The 19,713-nt window shown below is 71.1% G+C and carries 18 protein-coding genes; 14 read left to right on the top strand and 4 right to left on the bottom strand.

All coding sequences use genetic code 11. The annotated features are described in order from the left end of the window. Nucleotides 1–24: 24 nt before the first annotated feature. The gene (locus ACH4FH_RS31585) at nucleotides 25–1,362 is read right to left on the bottom strand and encodes an FAD-binding protein (RefSeq protein ID WP_398559383.1); all 1,338 of its coding nucleotides are present in this window, start codon (nucleotides 1,360–1,362) and stop codon (nucleotides 25–27) included. 292 nt (nucleotides 1,363–1,654) lie between these two features. On the opposite strand from ACH4FH_RS31585, the gene ACH4FH_RS31580 reads away from it, so the two are divergent. Continuing rightward, on the top strand, nucleotides 1,655–2,956 hold the full coding sequence (locus tag ACH4FH_RS31580) for an MFS transporter (protein ID WP_398559382.1): 1,302 nt from the start codon (nucleotides 1,655–1,657) through the stop codon (nucleotides 2,954–2,956). A gap of 64 nt (nucleotides 2,957–3,020) precedes the next feature. Here the strand turns inward: ACH4FH_RS31580 and ACH4FH_RS31575 are convergent, their stop codons facing one another. Both ACH4FH_RS31575 and ACH4FH_RS31570 read right to left on the bottom strand, forming a co-directional pair. After that, nucleotides 3,021–3,782, bottom strand: coding sequence for an SDR family oxidoreductase (locus ACH4FH_RS31575; protein WP_398559381.1), 762 nt, complete (start codon nucleotides 3,780–3,782; stop codon nucleotides 3,021–3,023). Between the two features lie 135 nt (nucleotides 3,783–3,917). Next, the gene (locus tag ACH4FH_RS31570; RefSeq protein ID WP_398559380.1) at nucleotides 3,918–4,997 is read right to left on the bottom strand and encodes an NAD(P)-dependent alcohol dehydrogenase; all 1,080 of its coding nucleotides are present in this window, start codon (nucleotides 4,995–4,997) and stop codon (nucleotides 3,918–3,920) included. A 46-nt stretch (nucleotides 4,998–5,043) separates the two neighbouring features. Between ACH4FH_RS31570 and ACH4FH_RS31565 the strand changes: the two genes are divergently transcribed. From ACH4FH_RS31565 to ACH4FH_RS31555, 3 genes are all read left to right on the top strand, one after another. Then, nucleotides 5,044–5,847: an SDR family NAD(P)-dependent oxidoreductase gene (locus ACH4FH_RS31565; RefSeq protein ID WP_398559379.1), complete on the top strand. Its 804-nt coding sequence runs from the start codon at nucleotides 5,044–5,046 to the stop codon at nucleotides 5,845–5,847. A 126-nt stretch (nucleotides 5,848–5,973) separates the two neighbouring features. Next, nucleotides 5,974–7,119: an acyl-CoA dehydrogenase family protein gene (locus tag ACH4FH_RS31560; protein ID WP_398559378.1), complete on the top strand. Its 1,146-nt coding sequence runs from the start codon at nucleotides 5,974–5,976 to the stop codon at nucleotides 7,117–7,119. A 19-nt stretch (nucleotides 7,120–7,138) separates the two neighbouring features. Next, a complete protein-coding gene (locus ACH4FH_RS31555) occupies nucleotides 7,139–9,091 on the top strand; it encodes an FAD-dependent oxidoreductase (RefSeq protein WP_398559377.1) in 1,953 nt (650 codons plus the stop codon). A 38-nt stretch (nucleotides 9,092–9,129) separates the two neighbouring features. Here the strand turns inward: ACH4FH_RS31555 and ACH4FH_RS31550 are convergent, their stop codons facing one another. Then, nucleotides 9,130–9,993, bottom strand: a complete 864-nt coding sequence (locus tag ACH4FH_RS31550) for a 3-hydroxybutyryl-CoA dehydrogenase (RefSeq protein WP_398559376.1) — start codon at nucleotides 9,991–9,993, stop codon at nucleotides 9,130–9,132. Nucleotides 9,994–10,348: 355 nt separating this feature from the next. Here ACH4FH_RS31550 and ACH4FH_RS31545 point away from each other — a divergent pair, with 355 nt between their 5' ends. The 10 genes from ACH4FH_RS31545 (at nucleotide 10,349) to ACH4FH_RS31500 (ending at nucleotide 19,683) form a co-directional block, all read left to right on the top strand. Continuing rightward, nucleotides 10,349–11,137, top strand: a complete 789-nt coding sequence (locus ACH4FH_RS31545; RefSeq protein ID WP_398559375.1) for an enoyl-CoA hydratase/isomerase family protein — start codon at nucleotides 10,349–10,351, stop codon at nucleotides 11,135–11,137. Nucleotides 11,138–11,142: 5 nt separating this feature from the next. Next, the gene (locus tag ACH4FH_RS31540; RefSeq protein ID WP_398559374.1) at nucleotides 11,143–11,520 is read left to right on the top strand and encodes a Zn-ribbon domain-containing OB-fold protein; all 378 of its coding nucleotides are present in this window, start codon (nucleotides 11,143–11,145) and stop codon (nucleotides 11,518–11,520) included. Further along, nucleotides 11,517–12,662 carry a thiolase family protein gene (locus tag ACH4FH_RS31535; protein WP_398559373.1) on the top strand — a complete coding sequence of 382 codons (1,146 nt, stop codon included), beginning with the start codon at nucleotides 11,517–11,519 and terminating at the stop codon, nucleotides 12,660–12,662. Before ACH4FH_RS31540 ends, ACH4FH_RS31535 begins: the two co-directional genes overlap by 4 nt. 28 nt (nucleotides 12,663–12,690) lie before the next feature. Continuing rightward, nucleotides 12,691–13,893, top strand: a complete 1,203-nt coding sequence (locus ACH4FH_RS31530) for an acyl-CoA dehydrogenase family protein (RefSeq protein ID WP_398559372.1) — start codon at nucleotides 12,691–12,693, stop codon at nucleotides 13,891–13,893. After that, nucleotides 13,890–14,864: a phosphotransferase family protein gene (locus ACH4FH_RS31525; protein ID WP_398559371.1), complete on the top strand. Its 975-nt coding sequence runs from the start codon at nucleotides 13,890–13,892 to the stop codon at nucleotides 14,862–14,864. Before ACH4FH_RS31530 ends, ACH4FH_RS31525 begins: the two co-directional genes overlap by 4 nt. 70 nt (nucleotides 14,865–14,934) lie before the next feature. Further along, a complete protein-coding gene (locus tag ACH4FH_RS31520; protein WP_398559370.1) occupies nucleotides 14,935–16,164 on the top strand; it encodes an acyl-CoA dehydrogenase family protein in 1,230 nt (409 codons plus the stop codon). Next, entirely contained in the window at nucleotides 16,161–16,937 is a 777-nt protein-coding gene (locus ACH4FH_RS31515) for an SDR family oxidoreductase (protein WP_398559369.1), read from the top strand. The genes ACH4FH_RS31520 and ACH4FH_RS31515 overlap by 4 nt, the downstream gene beginning before the upstream one ends. Beyond that, a complete protein-coding gene (locus ACH4FH_RS31510) occupies nucleotides 16,934–17,701 on the top strand; it encodes an SDR family NAD(P)-dependent oxidoreductase (RefSeq protein ID WP_398559368.1) in 768 nt (255 codons plus the stop codon). The genes ACH4FH_RS31515 and ACH4FH_RS31510 overlap by 4 nt, the downstream gene beginning before the upstream one ends. Continuing rightward, the gene (locus ACH4FH_RS31505; protein WP_398559367.1) at nucleotides 17,698–18,492 is read left to right on the top strand and encodes an enoyl-CoA hydratase/isomerase family protein; all 795 of its coding nucleotides are present in this window, start codon (nucleotides 17,698–17,700) and stop codon (nucleotides 18,490–18,492) included. The genes ACH4FH_RS31510 and ACH4FH_RS31505 overlap by 4 nt, the downstream gene beginning before the upstream one ends. A gap of 42 nt (nucleotides 18,493–18,534) precedes the next feature. Beyond that, complete coding sequence (locus ACH4FH_RS31500) at nucleotides 18,535–19,683, top strand: acetyl-CoA C-acetyltransferase (protein ID WP_398559366.1); 1,149 nt, start codon at nucleotides 18,535–18,537, stop codon at nucleotides 19,681–19,683. The last annotated feature ends 30 nt before the right edge of the window (nucleotides 19,684–19,713 follow it).

The following is a 19,713-nucleotide window of genomic DNA, read 5'->3' as shown; positions in this document are numbered from 1 at the left end:
GTGGCGCGGTCGAAGCGTAGGCGTTCAGGTGGAGCGGGCCAACGCGGCAGCGGTGTCCGCGGCGGTGAGTCCGAACACCAGCGCCGAGGCGAGACCTCCTGCGTAGGCGCGGTGCCACAGCCCTCCGGTGTCCGACCCGGCGGCGAGGAGCCCGCCGAGTGGTTTGCCGTCCTCGCGCAGCACGCGGGCCCGGTCGTCGATGCGCACGCCGTGGAACGGAAAGGTGATGGCCGGCACGGTCTCCATGACGTAGTAGGGCGGTTCGATCAGCGGGAGGGGGTCCAGCTCCCGGCTGGGCAGCGGGTTCAGCCCTGCTGAGGCGCACTCGTTGAGCCGGGTGACCGCGTCGCGGATGTCGTTGCCCCGGTAGCCCCATTCCGCGGGCAGGTAGGCCAGTTCCTCCAGGTCCTCGGCGAGCCCGACGCGGCCGCCTCGCTTGCTCGCCAGAGCGAACTTGTCGACGGCGACGGCGCCTTCGACGTACGAGCCGACGATCCAGTCGCGGAACACCCGGGCATCGGCGATGAGCAGGCCGCGGCCTTCGGGCTGCTCAAGCAACGCCATGGCGGTGAGATGGTCGCCGAGCGTCTCGTCGACGAACCGTTCATTGTGCAGATTGAACAGGAGGGCGTGCTCGCTGTAGTACAGCGACATGTCGACGAAGTCCGCGGGGTCGGCGAAGGGAATGCCGCTGGGGATGAGGTGGCCGTAGAAGCCGGCGTCGTTGTGGCCGGTGGCGGCGCTGGCCTGGGAGGCGAGACGGTAGCCGCCGCCCTGGCTGTGGGGGTTGGAGCGTAGCTCCATGCGGTCGGCGTGGGGGTGGACGTGGGCTGTTCGCAGTGCCGGGTCGCCCTGAAATCCGCCGGTCGCGAGGAGCGTGGAGCGCGCGCGCACCTGCCTGCGCATACCGTCGGTCGACTTCACCTCCGCGCCGGTCACGACGCCGTCCTCGATCAGCAGTCGTTCGGTATCGGTCTTGAGCAGCAGTTCGCCACTGCCTTGGAGAATGCGACGGCAGGTGTCGAGGTAGTGGTGGGTGTCGAACTGATGCCCTCGGCCGAAGCTGAGGACGCGTTGGGAGTCCTTGACCTCCACTCCGAGGGATCGGATCCAGGAGGTGCCGTCGGCGAACCGGTCCACGAGTGCGCGCTTGAGAGCGCGGTCCCCTCGCGGGTTGTGCCGGTCCATGGCGTCGTGGCTCGGGGCGGTCCATGCGTAGCCGGCGAAAAGCGCGGAGCCGCCGACCTCGGCACCTATCTCGGTGGTGGTCACGGTCAGGCCGTTGCGTGCGGCGCGGGCGGCGGCGGTCAGACCGGCCATGCCGGCGCCGATGATCAACAGGTCCACGTCTTCCGTGCGCACCGGGTTCTCCTTCGTTTCGACGGCACGACCGCCCGTGCGGACTGTCCAACCCGGTCGATCTAAACTAAATCCAGTTCAGTTCGTCAAGTGCTGGGTTCGGGGTGAGGCGGCAGGGGGCGATGGCGCTGCGCGCCGTTAGGGTCAATTCAGGTAGGGGTTTCCTGGTCAACTGCACCTTGCGGGCCGCGCCCTTCAACGGGTGAGCGATAGACCTAGCTGTACTGAGTTCAGTTCTGTACGCTCCCCGGCACCGGCAGGGAACGGGACCGTGCCACAGGAAGGGGAGTCGGCCGTGAGCGCTACTCAGCAGTCCGCCGCATCGGGGGCGGAGCCGGCAGAGCCGGATCCGCGCTCCGTGCGTCGAGCGATGCTCGCCGGAAGCCTCGGCACCTTGATCGAGTATTACGACTTCAGCATTTACGGCTATCTGGCCGTGGCCATCGCTCCGCAGTTCTTTCCGAGCGACGATCCGGCGGCCTCGGTGCTCGCGGCGCTGGCGGTGTTCGCCACCGGCCTCCTGGCGCGGCCGATCGGCGGCATCTTCTTCGGGCGGCTCGGCGACAGGCTCGGCCGCCGTACGGCGCTGGTCTCCTCGGTGCTGTGCATGGGGATCGCGAGCAGCGTCACGGGGCTGCTACCGACCTATCACCAGATCGGTGTGATGGCCGCGGTGCTGCTCTTCCTCACCCGGGTGGTGCAGGGTATTTCCTCCGGCGGCGAGTCGGTCGGCGCGTACGCCTACATCTACGAGTCTGCGCCGCCTCGGCGCCGAGCCTTCCTCGGTGCCTTCACGCCCATCGGGTCCAACCTTGGATTCATGCTCGCCGCGGCCACCGCGGGGGCGATCTCCGCGCTCACCACCGCGGACCAGCTGTCCTCCTGGGGCTGGCGGCTGCCCTTCCTGATGGCGGTGCCGCTCACCTTGTTCTGCTTGTGGGCCCGGCTGCGGATCGAGGACACCCCCGAATTCGAGGCGGCCGCCCGACGCGCCGACATCCCCACGGCGCCGATCCGCGAGGCCTTGTCGACCCACCGCGCGGCGCTCCTGCAGTCCATGGCCCTGGCGATGGCGCAAGGCGGCGCCATCTTCTTCGGGCTGACGTACATCGGCATCTACCTGACCACCGACCTGGGGTACGACCCGACCCAGGTGTTCTGGCTGACTGCGGGGGTCGTGGGCGTCACCGTGCTGCTGATGCTCCCGGCGGGATGGCTCGCTTCCCGTTTCGGCTGCCGTCGCGTCCTGCTCTTCGGCATGCTGGGATTCCTGGTGACCGCTTACCCGGCGATGCTGCTGATGGGCCGGCACAGCCTGGCCCTGGCGGGTGCGGCCTATGTCCTGTTCATGGTGAGCAGCGCGTTCGTGCAGGTCCCGGCGGCCAGTCTGTGGCCGCGGCTGTTCGAGCGCCGTGTCCGCTACACGGGCATGGCCATCGGTTACAACGTTGGCACCGTCCTCGCCGGCGGGACGGCTCCGTATATCGCGGCCTACTTGGTTCACCGGACCGGGAATCTGCTCTCCCCGGCGTTCTTCGTGATGGCGGTCTCCGTGATCGGGGTCGGTGCGCTCCTCACCGTCCGCAAGGACGTGTAGCCGAACCGCCGGCCCGGTGACCGTTGGCCACGGGGCCGGCGCTCACCGGGCCGAATCCTCTTTGTCAGATGCCGGTGCCGGCGGGTGACTTGGCGGCGTGCCCGGTCCGGCCTATGGTCTGGCCGCCGTCGATGAGGAATTCGCCGCCGGTGGTGTAGGAGGCGTCCGCACTGGCGAGGAAGAGCACCATGCGGGTGACCTCCTCGGGCTCCCCGACGCGCGGTAGGGGCTGATCGGTGAAGAGGTCGGAAGAGGCGCTCTCGCCCATGGGGGTCCGGATGACGCCCGGGTGTACGGAGTTGATGCGGACCCCGGTGCCTGCCATGTCGAGCGCCGCCGCCTTGGTCAGGCCCCGCACGCCCCACTTGCTGGCTACGTAGCCGATGCCGTCGGCGAAGCCGGTGAGCCCTGCCGCCGAGGAGATGTTGACGACGGCTCCGTGGCTGCGGCTGCGCATGCCGGGTAGGACGGTGTGCATGCCGAGGAAGGCGCCCACCAGATTGACGTCGAGGATCCGGCGGAACTGATCGGGGGTCTGGGCCTCGACGCCGCCGAAGTGAATGATCCCCGCGTTGTTGACCAGAACGTCCACCGGGCCGAAGGCGTCCTCCGTCGCGCGGACGGCGGACTGCCAGGACTCCTCGCTGGTGACGTCGAGGTGGCAGTACCGGGTCTGCGGGAGTTCCTCGGCGAGGGCCTTTCCCTCGTCGTCCAGCAGGTCGCAGATGGCGACGCGGGCGCCTTCCGCGACCAGCCCGCGTACGTGCGAGGCGCCCATGCCCCTCGCCCCGCCGGTGACGATGGCGACCTTTCCGTCGAAGCGCATTTCGCGGTTCCCTTCTGCAGGCTTTGATCAGGTCAGAGGTCAGAGGTCAGAGGTCAGAGGTCATGCGTCGAAGTGGTGCGGAACGCCGTGCGGGCCGGGGCGGGGCATCGTGAAGTGCCGCCGGGGGGCGGCGCTTCAGTCGGGTACGAGTACGGCCCGCCCCCGCACCCGGCCCTGCCGGAGCCGCTCGAAGACATCCAGGGCGGTGGACAGCGGGAACTGCTCCGTCTCGACGCGGATCGCCCCGGAGCGCGCCAGCGCGATGACCTCGGCGAGCTCGGGCCGCGTCCCCCAGAACGGCAGCGAGAGCCGGAAGCCCTGCGGCAGCGCGCCCGGTTTGCGGACCGTCAGGTGCCCACCGCCACTGCCGACCAGCGTGAGGGCACCGCCGGGGCGCAGGACGCTCGCCGCGAGTTCCAGGGATTCCGTGGTGCCCGCGAAATCCAGCACGGCGTCCGGTCCTACGCCGCCGCTCTGCGCCCTCAGTTCATGGCCGGTGTCCGCCCGCAGCAAGGCCCCGAAGTGTGCGCCGCAGCGGTATGCGAGAGTCAGCGCCTCCTCGCGGATGTCGACCGCCAGTACCCGGCTCGGCGTGGTCGCGCGGAGGATCTGGACGGCCAGGTGGCCGAGCCCGCCGACGCCGATGACGACGGTGGTGGCCCCCTTTCCGAGCACGGATCGCAGGCCGGCGACGGCGTGATACGACGTCAGGCCCGCGTCGGTGAGCGGCGCCGCCTGATCGGCGGGCAGGTCGCCGATCGGCACCAGGTACCGGGCGGACGGGACGAGCACGTACTCGGCCATGCCTCCGTCCCGGCCCAGCCCGGCCCCGTGCCACGTGAGGGTGTGGCGCCGGTCGCAGTAGTTGTCCATGCCCGCGGCGCAGCGGTCGCAGGTGCCGCAGCCCCACGGTCCGTACAGCACCACGCGTTCGCCGACCGTCACTCCGTCGGCTTCGGGGCCGAGCACGGCGACCTGTCCTGCGACCTCGTGGCCGAGGGTGAAGGGGAGGCGATAGGGGAGGGTCCCGGCGCCTTTGTCGACGACATGCAGATCGGAGTGGCAGAGCCCGACGGCTTCCGTCCGCACCAGCACCTCGTCGCCGTGGGGGACGGGCCGCTCGATCCGCGTCGGCGTCGGTGGTTCGCCCCATGTGGTCAGCCGCAGTGCCCGCATCGTCACCGTCCCAGGTCTTGTCAGCCCGACGGTCGTCACGGTAACAGAGGTGAAGTCAGTTCAATATATGGAGAGTGGGATTGCCGTGGTGCATGGAGATGATCGGGCGGGGCGGTTCGCGGGCAAGGTCGCGATGGTGACGGGTGCCGGCTCCGGCATGGGCGCGGCCGTGGCCCGGCAGTTGGCCGCGGAAGGGGCGCGGGCCGTCGTCCTGGCGGATGTGAACGTCGACGGCGCCGCGGCCGTCGCCGAGGAGCTGCCCACCGCGAAAGCGGTCCACGTCGACGTGCGGGACGCGACCGCGGTGGATGACGCCGTCCAGGAGGTGCTGCGCCGGCACGGGCGGATCGACGTCCTGGTGCACGCGGCCGGCGTGGACGACCCGGAGGCCAAACAGCGGATCGCGGAAGCCCTGGTCGAGCGGCGGCCGGCGGCGGTGACCGGGTCCCTCGACGACGCATCCTGGCGGCGCGTCATGGCGGTCAATCTGGACGGCACCTTCCATGTGCTGCGTGCCGCGGTGCGGGCCATGCAGCCGGCCGGGGCGGGCGCGATCGTGGTCATCGGCTCCTCGTCGGCTTTCGACACCCCCGTCGGCTATCCGCACTACGCCGCCTCCAAGGCGGGTGTGCACGCACTGAGCCAGGCCGTGGCCAAGGAGGTCATCGCCTCCGGGATCCGCGTGAACGTGGTGGCCCCGGGCCCCACCGAGACGGGGATGGCGGCCCGCACGCCGGAAGTGCTGCGCGCCGGATTCGCCGACCCACGGGTGCGTCCGTACGCGACGGCCGAGGAGATCGCCGACATCGCTCTCTACCTGGCGAGCGACGCGGCGGCGAACCTGGTCGGCGCGGTGCTGCTGGCCAACGGCGGGCGCTTCACCGCCTGACGGGCGTAGGGAATCCGGTTCCGGGGGCTTGCCGGTCCCGGATCCCCTCCTTAAGGTGAATTGAGTTCAATTCTGATGCATCTCATGCGATGCCGCTCGCCACCGTCCGAGCACGATGGAGACCCCATGCACCCTCGTCACCCCGAGATCGCCCCCCAGCTGCTGTCCGCAACCGATGAGCAGCAGCAGCTGCGCACCGTCCTGCGGGACTTCTACCGCGAGGTGAGCGGGCCCGAGGACGTCCGCAAGCAGCAGGCCACCCCGCGGGGATACGACCCAGCGCTCTGGGCGCGGCTCGCGGGCGAGATCGGGGTTCACGGGCTGGCCGTTCCCGAGGAGTACGGCGGGTCGGGCTTCACCTTCGCCGAGCTGGCGGTCGCCCTGGAGGAATCCGGGCGGGCGCTGTACTGCGCGCCGCTGCTGCCCACGGTGGCCCTCGCCGCGCACGCTCTGCTGGCCTGCGATGACCCGGCGGCCTGCGCGCGCTACCTGCCGCGCATCGCGGACGGCACCCTGACCGCCACCATCGCCGGTTTCGACGCTGATGCACCCGGTGTCACCGCCGAGCAGACCGTCTCGGGCTGGGTACTGCGCGGACGGGCGGACTTCCTGCTCGACGGGGCCGGCGCCGACCTCATCCTCGTACGGGCCGATACCCCGGCCGGGCCCCGGCTGTTCGCCTGCGAACCGGCCGCGGACACCTGCCGACGGACGCCACGCCGAGTCCTGGACGAGACGCGGCGCCAGGCGCTGGTGGAGTTCCGAGGGGCGCCGGCCACCGTCGTGGGCACCGCGGAGCGCACCGCGGACACCGTCTCGGCGACCCTCGACATCGGCCGCGCCGCACTGGCCGCCGAGCAGGTCGGGGGCAGCGGCCACGCACTGGAGGCCACGGTCGAGTTCGTCGCCCAGCGGCACCAGTTCGGCCGCCCCATCGGTTCCTTCCAGGCCGTCAAGCACCGGCTGGCAGATTTGCTGGTCGCGCTTGAGGCGGCGCGTTCGGCGTCCACGTACGCGACCGCCTGCGTCGCCGTCGCGTCGCCGCAGTTGCCGGTGGCGGCCGTTACCGCCGCCGTGGTCTGCTCCGAGACCTTCCGCCTGGCGACGGCCGAATACGTCCAACTGCACGGCGGAATCGGCTTCACCTGGGAGCACCCGGCGCATCTGTACGTCCGCCGGGCACGCAGCGGTGAGGTGCTGTTCGGTACAGCGGACGGGCACCGCGCCCGACTCGCCGCGCTCGTGGGCCTCACCGGACGATCCGCCGCCTGAGCAGGCAAGGAGAGCAGCGATGACGGAGCGCACCGACCTCGCCATGGCCGCCCCGTTCGTGCTCGGCGGCCTCACCCTTCCCAACCGCCTCGTCGCCACCGCCCATGCCACCGCCGCCGTCACCGACGGCGCCCCCACCGAGACCGATGCGGCCTACTGGCGGCGCCTGGCCCAGGGCGGCGCCGGCATGGTGATCACCGGCGGCACCGCCGTGGCTCCCGAGTCGACGCTGCCCCGGCGCTACCTGACCGAGGCGTGGCGTCCGGAGATCAAGGAGTCCGTGCGCCGCCGCGCCGAGGCCATCACCGACGGGGGCGCGGTGGCCATCGCGCAGCTCGTCCACCTCGGCCGGGAGACCCTGGGCGCCGGCACCTATTACGCGCCGGTCTCCGCCGCCGCCGTCCGCTCCCCGCGGGAGGCGACCGCGCCCCGCCCGCTGAGCACCGAAGAGGTACGCGACGTCGTCGACGCCTTCCGCATCTCGGCGGCGAACAGTGTGCAGGCCGGATTTCACGGCGTGGAACTGCACGCAGGGCACGGCTATCTGCTCGCGCAATTCCTCTCCCGCGCAAACAACACCCGCGACGACACATACGGCGACCGCCTCGCGCTGCTGTCTCAGATCATCGACGCGATCCGCGTCGAGATCGGTGAACTCCCCATCGGCGTGCGGGTATCGGTGGAGCCGGGCGAGGACTCCGGACTCGGTCTCGACGACCTCATCGAGCTGCTCCCACGCCTTTGCACCGCGTCGCCGTTCGCCTACGTCAACATCACCACCGGCGTCCGCAACACCTACGTCCCCGACATGGCCACCGCCCCCCCGCCGCTGCTGGCGTCCGTGGCCCGGCTCCGCGCCGCGGTCGCCCTGCCGCTGCTGGTCAGCCAGGGGTTCCGATCGGCGGCCGACATCGAGCGGGCGCTGGGTGCGGGAGCCGATCTGGTCGGCATGGCGCGACCGTTCATCGCCGACCCCGACTTCGCCCGCAAAGTGATGGCCGGCGAGGAGCGCGCCGTACGGCCCTGCACGAGCTGCAACGAGGGCTGCCGGACCTTCGAGCCCACCGGATCCTGTTCGGTCAACCCCGAGCTGGGGCCCCCGGGAGCCGCCACCCGCCCGGCCGTCCCGCTGTTGCTCACCCGGCGGGGTGCCGGCAGTCGGCCCGTCGCCGTGCTGGGGGCCGGGCCCGCCGGCATGGAGTGCGCGATGGCACTCGCCCGCGCCGGTGCCGAGGTGACCGTCTTCGACAGGGCGCCGGAAGCGGGCGGTCAGGCGCGCCTGGCGGCCCTCGCCCCGCACCGCTCCGGCTGGCAGACGTTCGTAGACTTCCAGCGCGGCCGGCTGGCCGATCTCGGCGTGCGGGTGCTGCTCGGGGCGTCCCCCGCGGCAGATGAACTGGACGCGTACGCCCACCTCGTGCTCGCCACCGGCGCCGAGGAGGGGGACGTCCCCCTGACCGGTGAGCTTCCCACCCTCACCAGTACCGACTTCCTGCGTCGGCACGCCGACGTCGTACCGAGCGCGCCCAGGGTCGCCGTCCTCGACGACGGCTTCGGATGGTGGCAGGGCATCAGCGCCGCCGAGAGCGCGCTGACGGCCGGCGCGCGTGAGGTCACCGTCATCACCCCCGGCACCGGTTTCGCGACGGGACTGTCGCCCGAGAACCGCACCCAGCTGATGAACCGGCTCGGCGGGCTTCCCCTGCGCGTCATCGCGATGAGCACCGTCCTCTCGACGGCGGCCGACGGTGTGCGGTTGCACCACATCCTGGACGGCCACGAGACGCACCTCGCCGCCGATGTCCTGGTCACGGTCGGCGTACGCCACCCCCGCCTGCCCGACGTCAGGCCGGCCGCCCACCAGACCGTCCGCGCGGTCGGTGACTGCGTCGTGCCGCGCCGCATCGCGCACGCCGTCGCGGAGGGACGCGCGGCGGCGGAGGCCGTGGTCGGGCGGGACGACGAGCGGTGAAGACCGCTTGTCGTCCCGCCCGTGCGGGCCCGCACGCGTCAGGCGTCGTGGACGTAGAATCCCCGGCCGCTCTTTCGACCCAAGTGGCCTGCGGCGACCATGCGTTGGAGCAGAGGAGGAGCGGCGTACAGCGGCTCCTTGAACTCCTCGTACATCGAGGTGGCCACGGCTTGGATGGTGTCCAGGCCGATCAGATCGAGCAGCCTCAGCGGGCCCATCGGGTGGGCGCAGCCGAGCTCCATACCCCTGTCGATGTCCGCCGCGTGCGCCGTGCCGGACTCGACCATGCGGATCGCCGCGAGCAGGTAGGGCACCAGCAGGGCGTTGACCACGAAGCCGGAGCGGTCGGGCGCCTGGATGGCCGTCTTGCCCAGGCCCTCGGTGGCGAAGTCGAGGGTGCGGGCCACGGTGTCGGCGCCGGTGGTGAGGGCGGGGATCACCTCGACGAGCTTCTGTACCGGTACGGGGTTGAAGAAGTGCAGCCCCACGACGTGGGAGGCCCGGCCGGTGGCGGTGGCGAGGTCGACGACGGGAATCGAGGACGTGTTGGTGGCAAGGACGGCTTCCGGGTCGGCCAGGACCTTGTCCAGCCGGCGGAAGACCTCCAGCTTGACGTCGCGGTGCTCGGCGACGGCCTCGACGACGAACTGCCGGTCGGCCAGCTCGTCCAGGTCGTGGGTGAACGAGAGCCGGTCCAGTGCCTGCTCGCGGTCGGTTTCGGTGAGCTTGCCGCGCAGCAGACCGCGGTCGAGGGAGGCGACGACGCGGTCGCGGCCGACGGCTGCCAGCTCGGGAGTCGACTCGGCGACGATCACGTTGATGCCACGCAGTGCGGCGGTTTCGGCGACGCCGGAGCCCATGAGGCCGCAACCGACCACGCCGAGGCGGAGGATGCCGGACATGAAGGTCCTTCCCTGCTGAGGTAGTTGAGGTGACCGGGGTGGTCGGGTGGCCGCTGAATGCGGCCGGGGGCGGGTGGCCGGTGCGTACCCCTCCGCCATGGTGAACCGAACCAGGTACGTTCCTCAAGAGTATGACTGAATCCAGTTTGGTTCGATCAAGCGGCAGGTGTGTTGCGCGGCGATTTGATTCACCGTCTTGCTGGCTGTTCATGGGGCCGTTGGTGTGAGGTGCGCGCGCCTTCGTTGGTCACCCATCAGCTGAATCCATTTCGATCCGAGGGTTGACAGCTGCGCCGCGCGCTCCCCAGACTCGTAGTGAATTCAGTTCAAGTCACTTCGGTTGCGGAGGCAGAAGATGGCAGTGGAAGACGAGATCCAGTTCGAGCGTGACGGCCACGTCGCCCGTGTCTGGCTCAACCGCCCGTGGAAGAAGAACTGCGTCACCGTGCCGATCCTGGACCGGCTCGACGAGATCATCACCGAGGTCGACGAGGACCCCGAGCTGCGGGTCCTGGTGTTCCGCGGGCGCGGCGGCACCTTCTGCTCGGGCTTCGACCTCGACAGCCTGAAGGCGGACTTCGTCGGCAAGTCGAGCGCGATCGACGTCGCGGTGAAGTCCGCGAAGGTGTGCGACCGCCTCTACTCGATGAAGACGCCGTCCGTCGCGGTCCTGGAAGGCCATGTCACGGCCGGCGGCTTCGAGATCATGATCTCCTGCGACTTCGCCATCGCCGCGGACGACGCCAAGATCGGGGACTTCCACATCCGCCGCGCCCTGTTCGGCGGGGCCGGCCCGATCTACCGGGTGCCGCGCATGATCGGTATCCGCAAGACCAAGGAGCTGATGCTCACCGGCAAGTTGCTCTCCGGCGTGGAGGCGACCGAGTTCGGCCTCATCAACGACCATGCGCCGACCGAGAAGCTGGACGAAACGGTCGAGGAGTTCATCTCCCACCTCACCGACAAGAGCCCGTTCACGATGTGGCTGACCAAGATGACGATCGACCGGAGTCTGGACGCCGACACCCAGTCCCTGATGGTCATGGAGCACCTCGCCGTGGGAGTGGCGCTCAACTCCGATGACGCCAATGAGGGTGTGTCGGCGTTCCTGGAGAAGCGCGAGCCGAAGTGGCAGGGGCGCTGACCCCGATGGCCGCGAACCCGCGGAGTCAAGCCGGCGCGCTGCGGGGCGCCCGCTGCGCCGGCTGCTCGGTGGCGACGTACCCCGCCGACAGCGCGTGTCCGCGCTGCGGCGGGCCCGCCGACCCGGTGGCCCTGTCCGGCACGGGCACGCTGTGGACCTGGACGGTGCAGCGGCACGCCCCCAAGTCGCCGCCCTACCGCGTCCCTTCCGGCGGCTTCGCACCGTTCGCGGTCGGCTACGTCGAACTGGCGGAGGGCGTACGGGTCGCCGCCCTGATCGACGTCGACAACCTCGACGGGCTCCGCATCGGCATGCCCGTCACGCTGACCGCCGGTGGCGGGGTGCCGCGCGCCCGGCCCACAACCGGTGCGGAGGACTCATGACCACCGACGTACTCATCTGCGGCGCCGCCCGCACCCCCTTCGGGCGGCCGGACGCGAGCGGCCGGCAACTGGCCGTGCACGCGGTGAACTCCGCGCTGGCGGACGCCGGGATCGGGTGGTCCCGAGTGCGGGCCGCATTCGGCGGCAGTGACAGCGCCGGGCTCGCCGACACCCTGGTCACCCAACTCGGGCTCAGCGGCCTGCCGTTCGTGAACGTCAAGAACGGCTGCGCGACCGGTGGCAGCGCGCTGGTCTCCGCCGTCAACGCGATCCGCGCCGGCATGGCGGACGTCGTCCTCGCCGTCGGGTTCGACAAGCACCCACGCGGTGCCTTCGACCCGCGGCCCGAGGACTGGGGCCTGGCAGAGGAGTACGGCAGCGACGGGCTGATGGTGACCACCCAGTTCTTCGGTATGAAGGCCCAGCGCTATCTGCACGACCACAAGATCACGCCGAAGACCCTCGCGCTGGTCGCCGAGAAGGCGTACCGCAACGGGGCCCGCACCCCCGAAGCCTGGCGCCGCAAGCCGCTGTCCGCGGCGGAGATCCTGGACTCCGACATGGTCAGCGACCCGCTGACGCGCTACATGTTCTGCTCACCGGGAGCGGGTGCGGCCGCGCTGGTCCTCTGCTCCCCGGAGGCCGCCCGCGCCATGAGCGGCCCCTCGGTCACCCTGCGCGCGGCGGCCGTCCGCACTCGGCGCTTCGGCTCGTTCGAGGTGTTCAGTCCGTCGGTCCCCGGGGGCCGTCTGACGAGCGTCAGCCGCGACGCGTCGGCCGCCGCCTTCGAGGCGGCGGGGGTGGCCCCCGGCGACATCGACGTCTGCCAGCTGCAGGACACCGAAAGCGGCGCCGAGGTCATGCACATGGCCGAGTGCGGCTTCTGCGAGGACGGCGAGCAGGAGCGGCTGATCGCCGCCGGCGCCACAGAGATCGACGGCGCGCTGCCGGTCAACACCGATGGCGGCTGCATCGCGAACGGCGAGCCCATCGGCGCCTCGGGGCTGCGCCAGGTCTACGAGGTCGTCCAGCAACTGCGCGGCCGCGCCGGCGAACGCCAGGTCCCCGGCCGCCCCAGAACCGGCTTCACGCATGTCTACGGCGCCCCCGGCGTCAGCGCCTGCACGGTGCTGTCCCGCTGAACGGGGGCGGAGAGGAGAGAGGGGAGAGATGAACGCCATCCCGGAACCCGAGGACTTCCGCGCGCAGGCCTGGCAGTGGCTCGCCACGGTCGCCCGGCCGCGCGCCGCCGCCGGGGAGTGGGGCACCGGCTCCGACTCCGTCGCCGTGTTCGAGAACCGGACCGAGCAGGAGGAGCGCGAGCACACCGCCCGCATCCAGGAGTGGGAACGCACCCGCTACGACCAGGGGTGGGGAGCACTCGCCTGGCAGGACACGTACGGGGGTCGCGGCCTGCCGGCGTCCTACGAACAGCTCTACCGCTCCGAGGAAGCGGCCTTCGACGTGCCGCACCGCAGCGAGATCTTCCCGGTGACCCAGCAGCTCGTCGCCCCCGCGATCGGCATCTGGGGCAGCGAGGAACAGAAACAGCGCCTGCTGCGGCCCATGCTGCGCACGGACGAACTGGCCTGCCAGCTCTTCTCGGAGACCGAGGCCGGCTCCGACCTCGCGGCGGTGCGCACGAAGGCGGTGCGCGACGGTGCGGACTGGATCCTGGACGGGCACAAGGTCTGGACCTCGGGCGCCCAGGTCGCGACCTGGGGAGTTGCGGTCTGCCGCACCGACCCGGACGTGCCCAAACACGCCGGCATCACGGTCTTCCTGGTGCGGATGGACGCGCCGGGCGTGACCGTACGCCCCATCCAGCAGATGACCGGCGGCGCCAGCTTCAACGAGGTGTACCTCGACGGCGTGCGGGTGCCCGACACCGACCGTCTCGGGCCGGTCGGGGAGGGCTGGCGGGTCACCCTGAGCGTGCTGGCCGCCGAACGGCTCGACTCCGGCAGCCTCGGCCTGGACAACGCCGACCGGGCGCTGGACCTGGCCAGGAACCTGCATCGTCCGCTCACCGACAGCGAACAACAGCGCGCCGCCGACCTCTACCTCCGCACCCTCGTCCAGCGGCTCATCGGACTGCGGGTGACCGCCGCCCTCGTCGCCGGTCGCGAACCCGGAGCGGAAGCCTCGGTCGGCAAGCTCTACGCCACCGGGACCATGCGGGACACCAGCGATCTGGTGTCCGAACTGCTGGGCCCGCGGCTCGTCGCGGACACGGGGGAGTGGGGCACCTACGCGTGGACGGAGCACCTGCTCGGCGCGCCCGGCTACCGCATCGCGGGCGGCACGGACGAGATCCAGCACACCATCCTCGCCGAGCGGGTGCTCGGCCTGCCGAAGGAGCCCGTCCGATGAGCACGGCCACCGAGGTGTCGGAGCTGGCCGCACGGGTCCGCGACCGCCTCGCCCACCTGCACCCGGGTGTCGATGTCGGGGAGTTGAAGACTCTGCCGGGCGGTCACTCGGGGCTGACGTACTCGGTCACCGTGGGGGATGCCGCGTACGTCGTGAAGGCGGTGCCTCCGGGGCAGCGGCCCGTCGGGCGCAACGACGTGCTGCGTCAGGCGCGAGTGCTGGGCGCGCTGGCCGGAACGCCGGTGCTCGTACCGGGTGTCGCCGTTGTCGACGAGGCCCAACCGGCCTGGTTCGCCATGGATTTCGCCGACGGGGAGGCCGTCGAGCCGGTGCTCGACGAGCCCGGGGTGCCCCCCGCTACGGCCCGCGCGCGAATGCTGGCGATCGCCTCCGTACTGCGCCAGTTGCACGCGACCGACCTCCGGACGCCCGGACTCGACGCGCCCGAACCCCTCGCCGCGGCCGGTGAGCTGGAGCGGTGGAGCCGCACCATGCACGCCGTTCCGGCAGAGCTGCGCCCCGGTGGCGAGGAGTTGCTGGCGCGGCTGGGCGACGACGTGCCCGGCGAGCTCCCGCCGGTACTGCTCCACGGCGACTTCCGGCTCGGCAACGTGCTGTGCACCCGCGCACGCGCGACGGCCGTCGTCGACTGGGAGATCTGGAGCGTCGGCGACCCGCGCATCGACCTGGGGTGGTTCCTGCTCTTCGCCGACCACCGCAACTTCCCCCGGCTGGGACACGCCGTACCCGGCCTGCCCACCGAGGCCGAACTGCTGGGCGCCTACCTCGAAGGCCGGCCCGCGCCGCCCGCGATGGACTGGTTCCGGGCACTGGCGCGCATGAAGATGGCCGCGATCATGGGCCACAACCTGCGACGGCATCGCGAGGGCAAGCACCACGACCCGGACCAGGAGCGACTGCCGCCCACCATCGCCGCGATGATCGCCGCGGCGCGCGACATCCTCGGCTGACCACGCCGACCACACCCGCCACAGCACACGGGAAGCACAACGGTTCCCGAGCCGGCGAACAGGAGCAACAGTGGATTTCGGACTCTCGCCCCGCGCGAAGGAACTGCAGGATCGCATGCGGTCCTTCATGGAAGCGCACGTCTTCCCCGCGGAACCCCTCTATGACCGGCAACTCGCCGAAGCGGACGACCCGCACGCGCTGCCGCCGGTGATGACGGAACTCAAGGAGAAAGCACGCGCCGAGGGCCTGTGGAACCTGTTCATGGCACACGGCGACTGGGGCGCGGGACTGACCAACCTGGAGTACGCGCCGCTCGCCGAGCTGGCGGGCCGCTCCATCATCGGCCCCGAGGTGTTCAACTGCTCGGCACCCGACACCGGGAACATGGAACTGCTCGCGCTGTACGGCACCCCGGAGCAGCAGAAGCGCTGGCTGCGCCCCCTCCTGGACGCGGAGATCCGCTCCTGTTTCGCCATGACCGAGCCCGAGGTCGCCAGCTCCGATGCCCGCAACATCCGTACCCGCATCACGCGCGACGGCGACAGTTACGTCGTCAACGGCCGCAAGTGGTACACGTCCGGGATCCTCGACCCCGACTGCAAGCTGATCATTCTGATGGGCAAGACCGACCCGGACGCGCCCACCTACCGGCAGCAGAGCATGCTTCTCGTCCCGCGCGATACCCCGGGCGTCACGGTCCTGCGCGACCTGCCCATGTTCGGCTACACCGACCGGCTCGGCCACGGCGACGTGCGCTTCGAGAACGTCCGCGTACCGGTGGAGAACATGCTCGGCGGAGAAGGGGAGGGCTTCGCACTCGCCCAGGGGCGGCTCGGTCCCGGGCGCATGCACTACGCGATGCGCGCCGTGGGATTCGCCGAGCGCGCTCTGCAGCTGATGTGCGAGCGCGTCACCGAACGCGTCGCCTTCGGCGGGCCGCTCGCCGACCAGGGCGTGGTGCGCGAGTGGATCGCTCGCAGCCGCATCGAGATCGAGCAACTGCGCCTCCTCGTACTGAAGTCGGCGTGGCTGATGGACACCCTCGGCAACGCCGCCGCCCGCCTGGAGGTCGCCGCGATCAAGGTGGCGGCACTGGAGGTGGCCCACAAGGTCGTCGACCGCGCGGTGCAGGCACACGGCGCGGCAGGCGTCAGCGACGACACCGTACTGGCCCGGCTGTTCACCGTCACCCGGGCGCTGCGCATCGCGGACGGCCCCGACGAAGTGCATCTGCGGACGGTCGCCCGCCAGGAACTCGACCGCTACAAGAAGACCGACACGAAGGCAGGGGCAGCGTGAGCACCCACACCCTGGAGGGCAAGGTCGCCGTCATCACCGGCGGCTCCCGCGGCATCGGCCTCGGGATCGCCACCGCCTACCGGGCGGCCGGCGCGCATGTGGTGATCGCCGCCCGTAAGGCCGCCGGACTCGCCGAGGCGCGCGAGGAGTTGCTGCGCACCAAGGGCGACGGCGACCTCCACACCGTCGTGGCCAACGCGGGCGAACCCGACCAGGCACAGACCTGCGTCGACGAGACCATGGCCCGTTTCGGCCGGCTCGACATCCTCGTCAACAACGCGGCCACCAACCCGTACCACGGCGACCTGCTCGACCTGGACCTCCCGCGGGCGGAGAAGACCGTCCGGGTCAACCAGTACGGCATGATCGCCTGGACCCGCGGCGCCTGGCGCGCCTGGATGGCCGAGCACGGGGGAGCGGTCGTCAACATCGCCTCCGTGGGCGGGCTGATCGTCGACCCGCACATCGGCTACTACAACGCCACCAAGGCCGCCATGCTGCACATGACCCGGCAGCTCGCCTACGAACTCGGGCCGCGGGCACGGGTGAACGCCATCGCCCCTGGACTGATCAAGACGGAACTGGCGCGTGCGGTATGGGAGGTGCGCGAGCCCGTCCTCACCGCCAAGCTGCCGATGCGACGCCTCGGCACCGTGGAGGACGTGGCGAACGCCGCGCTCTTCCTGGCCTCCGACGCCTCCTCCTGGATGACCGGCCAGACGCTGGTGCTCGACGGCGGCGCCACCGCCCTGCCGATCGGGGTGGACGAATGAGCCGGCCACGACTCGCATCGGAACTGTTCTCGCTGGAGGGCAGGACGGCGATCGTCACCGGCGCCTCCTCGGGGCTCGGCGCACGCTTCGCCACCGTCCTCGCGCAGGCCGGGGCGACCGTCTTCGCCGCCGCCCGGCGCGTCGACCGGCTGAAGGAGCTCGCCGACTCCGACGCCCGTATCCACCCGGTGGGCTGCGACGTCGCACAGCAGGCCGACCGGGTGCGGCTGGCCGAAACGGCGGTGAGCGTCACCGGCCGCATCGACATCCTGGTCAACAACGCGGCCATGTCCGGTGCTACACGCGCCGAGGACGAGTCCTCGGGGGACTTCTCCGACGTTCTCGGTGTGAACCTGACCGCGCCGTTCCACCTGGCCCGGCTCGCCGCCGAAGCTCCCGGCGCGGGCAAGAGCATCATCAACGTCTCGTCCATCCTCGCCCTGGTCACAGGCGCCCCCCTCGGAGGGGCGAGCTACTCCGCCTCCAAGGCCGGACTGATCGGTCTGACCCGAGAGCTGGCCGGGCAGTGGGGCCGCGACGGAGCACGGGTCAACGCCCTCGCCCCCGGCTGGTTCCGCACCGAGATGACCGCGGACCTCTTCGGTGACGAGCGCTCCAGCCGCTGGGTCGAGCGCAACACGCTGCTGCACCGAGGCGGCGACGCCCAGGAACTCGACGGTGCACTGCTCTTCCTCGCCTCGGACGCCTCCTCGTACTGCACCGGGCAGGTCCTGACCGTTGACGGCGGATGGACCGCGCGATGACCGTGGACACGAAGATCGACGACGGCGGCCTGGCCCACGTCACCCTGTGCCGGGGCGAGGCGGGCAACGCCATCGGCCTGGAGACGGCGCGCGGATTGCTCGACGCCGCGCTGACCTGCGCGGCGGCCGACGTACGGGCCGTGCTGCTCACCGGAGAGGGGCGGTCGTTCTGCGTCGGCGGCGACCTGCGTGAGTTCGCCGCGCTCTCGGGCGACGCCCTGGAGCAGCATCTCCTCGCGGTCACCGGCGCGCTGCACGACGCCCTGCGCACGTTCGCCTCGATCGACGCACCCATGGTCGCTGCAGTCCAGGGGGCCGTCGCCGGCGCGGGCATCGGCCTGGCCGCCGCGGCCGATGTGACCCTCGCCGCCGACGACGCCTCGTTCACCGCCGCCTACACCGCCATCGGCTACTCGCCGGACGGCGGCGTCAGCTGGTTCCTGCCGCGCCTTATCGGACCGAAGCGCGCCCTGGAGCTGCTGCTGACCAACCGTCGGATACCGGCGGCGGAAGCCGCGGCGATCGGCCTGGTGAGCCGCGTTGTCGCCCCCGGTCAGCTGGCCACCGAGGCCGCACACACTGCTGAGATGTTGCGCCGCGGGCCCACGGCCGCGTTCGGTGCCACCCGCCGCCTTGTGGCATCCGGTCTGACCGATGACCTGGGGCCGCATCTGGACCGCGAGGGCGGTGCGCTCGCCGCCGCGGCGGTCTCCGACGAGGGGCGCGAGGGTGTCGCCGCCTTCCTCGGCAAACGGGCGTCTGACTTCACTTGTGTCCCGCCCCTGACCTGACCCCATACCTCGCATCGCACCCCCGAATCCCTGGAGCCCACCGTGCCGGAAGCATTCATCGTCGGAGCCGTCCGTACCCCCGTCGGCCGTCGCCGGGGTGCGCTCAGCGGCGTGCACCCCGCCGACCTCGGCGCACATGTGCTGCGCGCGCTCATCGACCGCACCGGCGTCGACGCGGACGCCGTCGACGACGTGTATCTGGGGTGCGTGAGCCAGCTCGGCGCGCAGACCGGGAACATCGCCCGTACCGCGTGGCTGTCGGCGGGGCTGCCGCAACACGTCCCCGGCACCACCATCGACCGGCAGTGCGGTTCCTCCCAACAGGCGGTGCACTTCGCCGCCCAGGCTGTCGGGTCCGGCGCCGCCGATCTGGTGGTCGCCGGGGGTGTGGAAGTCATGAGCCTGGTGCCCATCGCCAGCCCGATGCTCGTCGGTGAACAGGCGGGAATGGGCAGCCCGTTCGCGGGAAATGGCTGGCGCGAGCACTTCGGGGATCAAGAGGTCTCGCAGTTCCGTGGGGCCGAGCTGATCGCCGAGAAGTGGGGGATCTCGCGCACCGACATGGAGGCCTTCGCGCTCACCAGCCACCAGCGGGCCCTCGCAGCCCAGGCCGACGGGGCCTTCGACGAGGAGATCACCCCGGCCTTCGGTCTCACCGTGGACGAGGGCCCGCGCGCCGACACCACGCCGGAGAAGATGGCCGGCCTGAAGCCCCTCACCGAGGACGGCCGGCTGACCGCCGCCGTCTCCAGCCAGATCTCCGACGGCGCCGCAGCCCTGCTGATCGCCTCCGAGGAAGCGGTGCGCCGCCAGGGGCTGACCCCCCTTGCCCGCGTGCACACCATGGCCGTGGTCGGCTCCGACCCGATCCACATGCTGACCGGACCGATCCCCGCCACCGAGAAGGCCCTGGCCAAGGCCGGACTGTCGATCGGCGAGATCGATCTGATCGAGATCAACGAGGCGTTCGCCTCCGTCGTCCTCGCCTGGCAGAGGGAGACAGGCGCCCCGCAGGAGCGGATCAACGCCTACGGCGGCGCCATCGCCCTCGGGCATCCGCTCGGCGCCACCGGTGCCCGGCTCATGACCACACTCGTCCACCAGCTGCGCAGGACCGGGGGACGCTACGGTCTGCAGACGATGTGCGAGGGCGGCGGCATGGCGAACGCGACCGTGGTCGAATGCCGATGACCCAGCCGATTGGCAACTGAGTTCAACTTG

Origin of the sequence: Streptomyces sp. NPDC017993, from assembly GCF_044328065.1 — a bacterium.
Taxonomy (GTDB): Bacteria; Actinomycetota; Actinomycetes; order Streptomycetales; family Streptomycetaceae; genus Streptomyces.
This window is presented reverse-complemented; position numbering and strand designations above follow the sequence as displayed.